Origin of the sequence: Lacticaseibacillus manihotivorans DSM 13343 = JCM 12514 (assembly GCF_001435035.1) — a bacterium.
GTDB classification, from domain to species: Bacteria; Bacillota; Bacilli; order Lactobacillales; family Lactobacillaceae; genus Lacticaseibacillus; species Lacticaseibacillus manihotivorans.
In genome coordinates this window covers 1-2,830 of record NZ_AZEU01000265.1, presented here as the reverse complement: position 1 = coordinate 2,830, position 2,830 = coordinate 1, and the positions used below count along the sequence as shown (strand labels likewise).

General features: G+C 40.5%; 3 protein-coding genes and 1 pseudogene. 3 read left to right on the top strand and 1 reads right to left on the bottom strand.

Going from position 1 to position 2,830, the window contains the following annotated elements:
• Window positions 1–76: 76 nt before the first annotated feature.
• The 3 genes from FD01_RS13365 (at window position 77) to FD01_RS15865 (ending at window position 2,067) form a co-directional block, all read left to right on the top strand.
• A complete protein-coding gene (locus tag FD01_RS13365) occupies window positions 77–727 on the top strand; it encodes a recombinase family protein (protein WP_003586220.1) in 651 nt (216 codons plus the stop codon).
• A gap of 5 nt (window positions 728–732) precedes the next feature.
• Window positions 733–1,017: a BRCT domain-containing protein gene (locus tag FD01_RS13360; RefSeq protein ID WP_054719923.1), complete on the top strand. Its 285-nt coding sequence runs from the start codon at window positions 733–735 to the stop codon at window positions 1,015–1,017.
• Between the two features lie 678 nt (window positions 1,018–1,695).
• The gene (locus FD01_RS15865; RefSeq protein ID WP_003563277.1) at window positions 1,696–2,067 is read left to right on the top strand and encodes a TIGR02328 family protein; all 372 of its coding nucleotides are present in this window, start codon (window positions 1,696–1,698) and stop codon (window positions 2,065–2,067) included.
• A gap of 362 nt (window positions 2,068–2,429) precedes the next feature.
• On the opposite strand, the pseudogene FD01_RS13355 reads toward FD01_RS15865, so the two are convergent.
• Window positions 2,430–2,777 (bottom strand): annotated as a pseudogene (locus tag FD01_RS13355) (transposase); the annotation flags it as partial.
• Window positions 2,778–2,830 lie beyond the last annotated feature (53 nt).

The window sequence follows — 2,830 nt, the reverse complement described above, 5'->3', positions numbered from 1 at the left end:
GGGTGTACCCTATTGTAACTAAAGTGAGAAGGGAGTATTATTAGTTACATATAAGTGACCCGGAGGCGACCTAGAATTGGCTAAAATCGGTTATGCGCGTGTTAGTACGCGTGATCAAAATCTTGCACGTCAAATTGAGCAGCTACATGATGCCGGTGTTAATAAAATCTTTCAAGAGAAGCTTTCAGGTAAAAATGCCGATCGTCCTCAACTAAAAGCAATGTTAGACTATATTCGTGATGATGATGAAGTAGTGGTATTGAGCCTTGATCGACTTGGTCGCAATTCTCATGATTTGACTGACATCATCGAAACCATTCGCCATCGTGGAGCTCAATTGAATGTTCTAAATCTGCCTAGCTTTGCAAGTATTGAAGATCCTAACCTTCGTAACTTGATTACGACAATTATTGTCGAACTATATAAGTATATTGCTCAAGAAGAGCGCGAAACTATTAAGATACGACAACAACAAGGCATAGAAATTGCCAAACGCCAGGGCAAATATAAGGGCAAAATTCGCGAATATGGTCCTCATTCACCTAATCGTCAAAAACGCTATATTTATAAAGAAGCCTGTCGCCTTTTAAATAGGAAGAAAGACGGAGATGAAACTCTGACCAAGCGACAAATTGCTCGCATGTTAGGTATTGCACCAGTAACCTTATATCGCATCGAAAAGTATCAGGCAGAAGATCTAGCAAACGTTCCCCCTAGTGAGAGGTAAACATCATGATAGATTTAAGGGGCAAACGAATTCTCTTTACCGGCCGTTTGCGATCTTTTCGTCGTTTACAGGCACAACAGTTAGCAACTATTCTAGGAGCAAAACCTGTCAACGGGATTGCCAAAAATGTCGATATCCTTGTGGTTGGTATTATTAGCAAACCCTATGATCAACTACTTACCACTCAAAAGTTAACGTATGCTAGAACCTATGGCATTCCAAAGATTGACGAATTAGCCTTTATTTCATGGTGCCAATGGCGATTAGATCAATTGAGAACAACTCTTTAAGTACCTGCTTATCAAACGGGGAGATTAGTATGCAAAAGCGTATCGATTTGGCCAATCAAACGTTTGGACGACTCACAGTCATTTTTTTGGGGAAGCAGTTCTAATGGAAACGCGCTTTGGCTCTGTCAATGTCAATGTGGAAATAAATGTATTGTTGACAGTCAACGACTTCAAAAAGGATTCACTCGCAGTTGTGGGTGTTTGCGATCAGAAATAAGCAGATCAAACATAAAAGCTAATAACCAGACTAAAAAATACATGGGCAATCCCAAGAATTTTCAACTAATTAATCGAACAAATTTAGTTGCTTCTACACTTAAACGATCCAATAACAAATTCGGCATGATAGGTATTAGTTAGGCTAAAACGACTCAAAATTAGGTAGCACGACTTCACTTTCAAAGCCATCTTAATAAACCGTGTATATGTTCATGCGGAGGGTGCAATCGCTGCTCCAAAGACAGCAAAAAAGGATATCATTCCTTTGCAAGAGCAATATAATCAATCACACCAACAAAATTGAACAAATTGATCAGACAATCCGAGTAGGCGCAAATCCCATTACTTATACTGCCGATGAACCTATAGAAAAGGCGCTTCGTCATAAAATGGTTCAGTACTGTAATCCTCCAAATGGCATAAATATTAAGACTAGTTTTCAAGAAAGGAAGCCGTAACGTGCGTTTATGGCATCAAGATTTAATTCAGCAACTCCCAAGACAACAATTATTGGGACAGCATCGTGAAATTGCGGCGCTTCGCGGTAATGGATGGGGACGGAAACACGCTACCGTTAATTACGTATTTGCACATTCCCCATATAAATTATTTCAATTTCACTGTATTGTGTTACGTGAAATGGAAAAACGAGGTTATCATCCAGATCAGAAATGGTATGATCCTCTGTATCGAGGTCAACATTGCCCAGCATACAAACAACTCAATCCGGTTGCACTCACAATACCCATCTATCCTGAGCATGACCAACGATATAAACATGTTTGCTTAACCAATTTACAAAACAAGGGAATCTTTTTAAACCTTCCGTGATCCTAGTCTGCGATGTTCATCTATGGGACATAGGATTGACAAAATAGGATATCAACAGTATACTTACTAAAAGTAATCGGAAAGCGTAATGCCGTGTTGATCGGAGAAAATTAAATGGTAAATCTTACAGAAGAAATGAAGAATATGTTAACCTGGATTATTCATAGAATTTCAAAAAAGCAGCGCAATCCCACGATTCACGGAAATTTGTCAAATGGTGTTGAAGAATAGTTTTTATTCTTTGAAGGTCTCCCCGACTAAGGGAGGCTTTTTTGTTATTTAATTGTTCAAGGGACTAGGCTGGATTCAATGGCGATGGTGTTGCGGTAAAGGTTTTGGAGTTGAGAGTTGTTTTAGAAAGCTTAAGCGATGAGCTGGTAGACCCGGACGAACATATTTGCTTGGTTGGCGAATCCATAACAGCTCCGTTTGAGTTCTTTGATCTTACGGTTGACACCTTCAATAGGGCCGTTGGAGTATGGCGACTTAGCGGCGTTGATGATCCATGGGAGATTCTTGCGCAAGGTGGCGATGGCAGTGTCCATGACCGAACCTGTTGGCTGATATTCGGTGATTAATCTCTTGAGGACACGAGGATGCCCATCCATCAAGGCTTCGTGGATGGCAAGGTAAGTCTCATAGGCAGTTTTGAATATTGGCGACACCGCAGTACCAAGATCGATGGCATTCTGTTGGGTCGAGTATTCATCCTGGATTATTCACCTCGGTATTTGGGACATGAAATCGCATCTGGCCGGTCTGA